This is a genomic window from Candidatus Symbiothrix dinenymphae (assembly GCF_001431085.1).
Map to the genome: position 1 here is coordinate 1 of NZ_BBRU01000411.1, position 5,849 is coordinate 5,849.

Annotated in this window: 2 protein-coding genes; both read right to left on the reverse strand. The window is 51.2% G+C overall.

Annotated elements, in window-relative coordinates; translation table 11 throughout:
• Positions 1-205 precede the first annotated feature (205 nt).
• A complete protein-coding gene (locus tag ASC50_RS04635) occupies positions 206-1,336 on the reverse strand; it encodes an ATP-binding protein (RefSeq protein ID WP_056928763.1) in 1,131 nt (376 codons plus the stop codon).
• Positions 1,337-1,436: 100 nt separating this feature from the next.
• Positions 1,437-5,744 (reverse strand): LamG-like jellyroll fold domain-containing protein, encoded by a 4,308-nt coding sequence (locus ASC50_RS04640; RefSeq protein WP_056928764.1) that lies wholly within the window; start codon positions 5,742-5,744, stop codon positions 1,437-1,439.
• Positions 5,745-5,849: the final 105 nt, after the last annotated feature.

The following is a 5,849-nucleotide window of genomic DNA, read 5'->3' on the forward strand; positions in this document are numbered from 1 at the left end:
TATACTTATAAAGAATATCAATATAATCATATTCCACCCATAGCTTCATCCCAAATTCGCCATTGTCAAAATCATGGTCATAAGCACCCTGCACCGACGCACCCTGCGCCGACGCACTCTGCACGCCGCACATTGCGAAAAGCACAATTCCTAAAAATAATTTCTTTATCATATCTTTAAGTTTTTAAATTTCTTAATTTCATCATTAATCATTAACCACTAAATGAGTCGTTAGTGCCATGTTCACTTCCTCATTGGGCACGCCCAATGTGTACACGATGTCGTCAAACGGATTTTCTTCTATTTTTTTTACTGTTAAATAACCCGTCTGAAACATCAATGTCTGCGGATGTATCGCCTGAATATCAATATTTCCAAAATCCATAGCCTCCATCCGAACAGGCTCCAAAAGCGATTTCACATCAGCGTGCGCTTTTAATATATTGACTACAGAAGTAGGAGAACCCGTTGCAAACCAATGGTCTGTAAACTCTTGCTGCCCGAAAAGCATTAAAGTTGATATCGGATTATACACAAACGTTTCGCCATCCCAAGAATAGCCACCGTACCAACGCTTGATTTCATCTATTGTTTCTTGCTTCGCCCTGTGTTCTTTTTGCGCCAATTGTTCAATGTAGGCATCAAAATAAAACTCCACCTCCGTCTGCGTGTAGCCGCAAATAGTGGCAAATTTATCAAATAGCGTGATGTCGCGCAAGTGATTTAATCCCGAAAAGACGGAAGCATAAGAAAATTTGGACGCTCCCGTCAAAAATAGAAATTTCAAATGTTCATCGGCGGGTTTAAGCCGTTGATAGAAATTGTTCAAAACCAAGTGGTTAGCTTCTGCAATATCACGATTTGACAGATTGTCAGTAATTGGCTTGTCATATTCGTCCACTAAAACCACGACTCGTTGCGTTGTTGATTGGTGCAACGTTCTGATTAATTCGGAAAAACTGTCGGCACCGGTGCTTGTCAACGTGATGTTATGTTGTTGGGCTATCAGCGCAATAGCATCCTCAAGACCTTTCCGCAAACCTTCCGGTGTGTCATTGTTTATTTCCCCTAAATCCAACCGAATCACCGGATACTGTTGCGTCCAATCCCAATTATTTTCAATCCACAGCCCCGTGAACAAGGCTTTATTGCCTTTAAAGATGGCTTCCATCGTGCTCACCAGCAGCGATTTTCCAAATCGGCGCGGGCGCGACAAGAAGAAAACCCTGCCGGATGTGATGAGACGGTGAATTTCCTCCGTCTTATCAACATACAAGCAATCATCTTTGCGCAATTTCGCAAACGACTGTATCCCTATGGGCAATGTCTGTAACATATCATCCAAATTTAAACACTAATACACTTTGCCGCAAAGGTACGGCTTTTTTTTAATACACATTTTAAATTTTCTTTAAATTTACAAAGTTTATTTAAATTTAGTTCTCCTTAACAATTCGCGCCATCAGCCGCTCCCCATCAGTGGTCTCCACCGTCACCAGATAAACATTTGGAGCCAAGCCTGCTACATCCACTTTTTTGGTGGATGCCTTCACGTCGCTAATTCGCTGCACGAGCTGCCCTTTTACATCGTAGATAGCGATGCTGCGAAGCGTTTTGTCGTTGTCTGCGACCACCTCGAACGTAGTTTTTACTTTCGTGGGCTTAATGCGGATATTGGCGCCCTGAGGTGTTGCGAGTGATTGAATGATATACGGCTCCTTCACTGCACCCAATATCGCATCGCTCTGATACCTCTCTTCCTGCATCACCTCACGCTCAACACCCTTTGCCGTGTCAAACACTCGGAACGTGAGCGGCACATCTGCATCGCCTGCTACGGAGATGAACAGCATCCCTTTGTCGTTAGTCTTCGCCACACCGCGACACTCTTCGCCTGCAAACACGGCGACTTCTGCACGAGTGAGCAACTCCTCATTATCCCGCACTTCGGCTATGATGCTCATGTTGCCGGAATATTGCGCTACGCTGACAGGCTTCCAATGTGTCGGCTCGACGGTTGCGGTCGCCGCCGTTGCGGCGGTTGCGGTTGCAGCTGCGGTTGCAGCCGCTGTTGCCGATACATGGACGGTAGAGGACGGATTTGCCGGATAGTAGAATGTCTTTCCAACACCTGCTTTCGACCGATAGAGATAGCCTGTGCCGGCTTCCATATTCTCCATACTGCCTAACCAGCCGCCGTTTATATACGTTGCAAAACCGTTTTGGCTCTTGATAACATCCTCTTCCATTGGCTGCAAATCTGCCAGGGCTTCGTTCAGCGACATATTGAAATTTGGCGTGTAAGCAAGCCATGTCCAGCCGCTGTGCACGGTTATGGGCACATTGTCGGGCTCTATTTTCTTGCCGTTGACGGGCAATGTGGTGGATTCGGTCATCTGCATTTTGTACATCCTGCCGGCTCCTACGCCCTCCATATTGCCTGTCCAGCCGGTGGCGGTGGGGCGCACTATATAATAGCGGTCTTTTGCCTGTAGCGTTTGTGCCTTCACCGGTGCAAAGACGGCAGCCACCAGAGTGTCGTTGCCCACCGGCTGGGTGTTCAACGACACCCATGTCCAGCCTCTTGCCAAATGCACGCGCTGCTCTACATACTCCTGCACTATATTCATCCTGACAGGGCTGTCGAAGCCGTAAGTGTCACCTTCTATAAAAGGAATCTCTGTCGGGTTTTCGGTCGTTACCTTGCTGTAAACAACCCCTGCGGAGGCATCATACGCCTTGAAATGGAGCAGCGCTTGCTGCATTTTCTCCCGTTCGTTGCCATATATCGTCATCTCCACAAGGTATGCCTCTCCGCGGCGTGTCAGCGGAACAACACCCACGCACTGTTCCTCACCGGTGTCGGTGGTAACAAACGCTGCTACAAGGCTTTTGCTGTTCTCTATAGGCGCGCCATTCAGGAGCAACTCGCCAATGAGGTTCATGCTATACCGGAAAGCCGCCGGATTGACCGTCCAATCAGGCTGCTGGTCAGTCACTTCCACCTGCAATTTCATGGGCGCATCTATCCCGTCGTTGCCCGTCAGATAGACGGTGGCTTCGTGGATGCCCATCGGCGTGGTCGCGCTGACGGTGAATGTCAATCTCTCGTCGCTCAAAGCACGCAGGGTTCCCTCTTTCTTTGATACGGAGAGCCACGTCGGCAAGCCCTTGACAGACCATGTCTCCTGCAGCCCGCTCGTGTTGGCAATTTTTGCTTCAAAGACTACTTCTTCCAAATAATTTTTGGTGATGCTCTTGTCGCGGATGTCCCACACCAGACGGCTTGTGTTCACATAAGCCGTCCACGTTATCGGGTCTGCCTTATTGCCGTGGATGTCTTGCACATTTTGCAGCGCGATGTGCAGGGTGCTGTTTTCTATACTGGCGGGCGGTGCGGTCAGCGTGATGGCTATGCGGTTGCGCGAGGCTACCGCCGTGTGACGTACCGACTGGGGTTCGCGCGCGGGCTTCAGTGGCGGAGCATCGGCATCTGTCAGCGTGACACTTGTTGGTGTTGCCGCGATGCCACTCTTCTTGTCGAGCCAGGTTGGTGTTGATGTCAAAACACCTTGGTTGTTAAGCGTATTCTCAAACGGAAAATAGGCTTCCAAACCTGCTTCCGTGCCGTCCAGGCCGTGGTTCATATCGCCGCGGATAAGCTCGGCGGAGCGCGTGCCGCGCCACAGTCTGAACTCGTCTATACCGCCGCGGAAGCTGCTGCCTAATGTGAACTTGTTGCCTGCCATGCCGTCAGCCAATGTGGTCTTCGGCAGTTGCTTGTAATTTTTCCCGTCGACATACACGAACACGCCGTTGCCATACAGCACATTTAGCGCGAAGTGGTGCCACTTGCTATCCAAAAAGTCGGTCTGCGACACCAGATAGGAGGTTTCCTTCACTTGCAGCGTCAGTCTGCCGTTCTCATTGAAGCCTACAGTCGTGATGTTGGTATCGGCGCCGCCTGTGAACAGCGCTACATCCGCCTGCGGTGCACCTCTGAACCAAAATTCCAGCAGGTAGCTGTCAGACGGGTTCATCACCAGCATAGTAGACGGGATAGTCAGCCCGGCGGTTGAGGCGCTGAACTCGGCTACATAGTTGGGTATCTCCAGCTCGTTACCATGCTGGTCTGTCTGGAGGGTAAGGGCAGTTACCGTAATATGCTCGCCGGTTTCATGGCTGTAGTCGGTGAATCCGCTTCGGTCGATGTCTTCGTTGAACAGCACCGAAATCTCATCTTTCGGGGTCAGGATGCCGTCTACCGGTGTTGGGGTGCCCAGCACTTGCGGTTTTGCCGCGTCCACTATGCCTCTGATGGCTGTTGAGTAGGATGTGGAAATAGGCGTGCCGTCGTTCATTGTGCGAACATAGCCGACGCGCAGCTCGTAGGTGCCGTCCATAGGCCTCTCCCACTCGCAAGCGATGGTGTTGCCTTCGATATCACCCGCATAAAAGCGCTTCTCCGACAAGGCACTTTGCCAACTTTGGTTCGCGGAGCGCGACTGCAACTCGATATAGCCGAAGTTCGGCTTGGTCACATCGTAATCCGTAATCAGCAACGGGAGTATAGCATCAGCAGCTGTGCCGTTGAGAACCCAGTTGTCGCCTTTCGGCGTGCTGAGGCGCACTTCGCTGTCTTCCAGCAAAAACGATGCATGCAAGGTGGCGGCATACGATGCCGTGCCGTCGCATTCCGAAGCCAATATGAGGCGTATGTGGTGTTCGCAGCTGTCGCCTGCACCGCGCTCTATGGTCACCGTCTTATGGACGACTGTGCCAAACGGTACTGTGAACTTGCGACCTTCAACTAATGGCTCGCCGTCCATCTTAACCACTGCGCCATAAGGATTGCTCGATTCATCTACGCTCAGGACAAAATAGCCCGTTTCGTGCGATTCCGATTCGTTCTGCAGCTTCAGTGTGAACACGCCTTGTCCATCCGTCGGGATGTCTGAGCGGTAGGCATTATCCACTTCCAGCTTTGGCACTTCTATCTTCATCGTTGCCGGATGGAGGGTGTATTCTCCCTCTGCGTAGAACTTCGTCTTTCGCTCGCCTTCATACGGGCAGCTGGTGCGTCCGCCGCGCAGGCGGAACATGTATGTTCCCGACAGCGGGTCGATGCCATAATCCACGCTCAACTCGTCGGTGTTGCCTGTTTCTGCCAGCACAAAGCCGAATGAATAGCGTTGCGTGCGGTCGGTGGTTGAGCCGTCCGAGGAGTTGTCTGTATCGCTTCCTTCCTGGTCTAATTCCAGACCGGTGCCAATGGAACCGCGCAGAGCAACAGAATTATTAAAGTCACTGACCATAGCAACTCCGGAAGCACCGCCGAATATGCCGGTTGAGGTATTATCCATCTCTATCGTCTGTACGTTAATACTCATGCTCGCACCTTTAAATTCTCCTATTTTTTTGTGGTCGCGAGCAGCGCCGCTCACGCCGGCAAACGCATCGCCGTTGCCGTTGCCTTTGCCGGTAGCGTTATCACACGCCTCCAACACTTCCTTCGCAGTCACTGCCTGTTCCTGTCCTCCGGGGATGTCCGCTTTGCCATCGCCGTCGATGTCGTATTTATCTTTCTTGTTCTTAGCCGCACTACCGGGACAAACGTCAGCAGTTGCGCCGCCAAAGGCATTGTCACGCAGGACAACGCGCGACAGGGCTTCGGCGTCGGCAGATGCTACGGCAAACGTATCGGATGGGGGCAGGAAGGAGGATTTCGCTGTGCGACGAGACACTAGTCGTTTGGGGGGGGGGTAACATCGGCTCCATCGTCATTATCACGTATACAGTCCCATGCATTTCTCTTATCATCTTTTGGTGGAACAAAATGACTGGTTTCT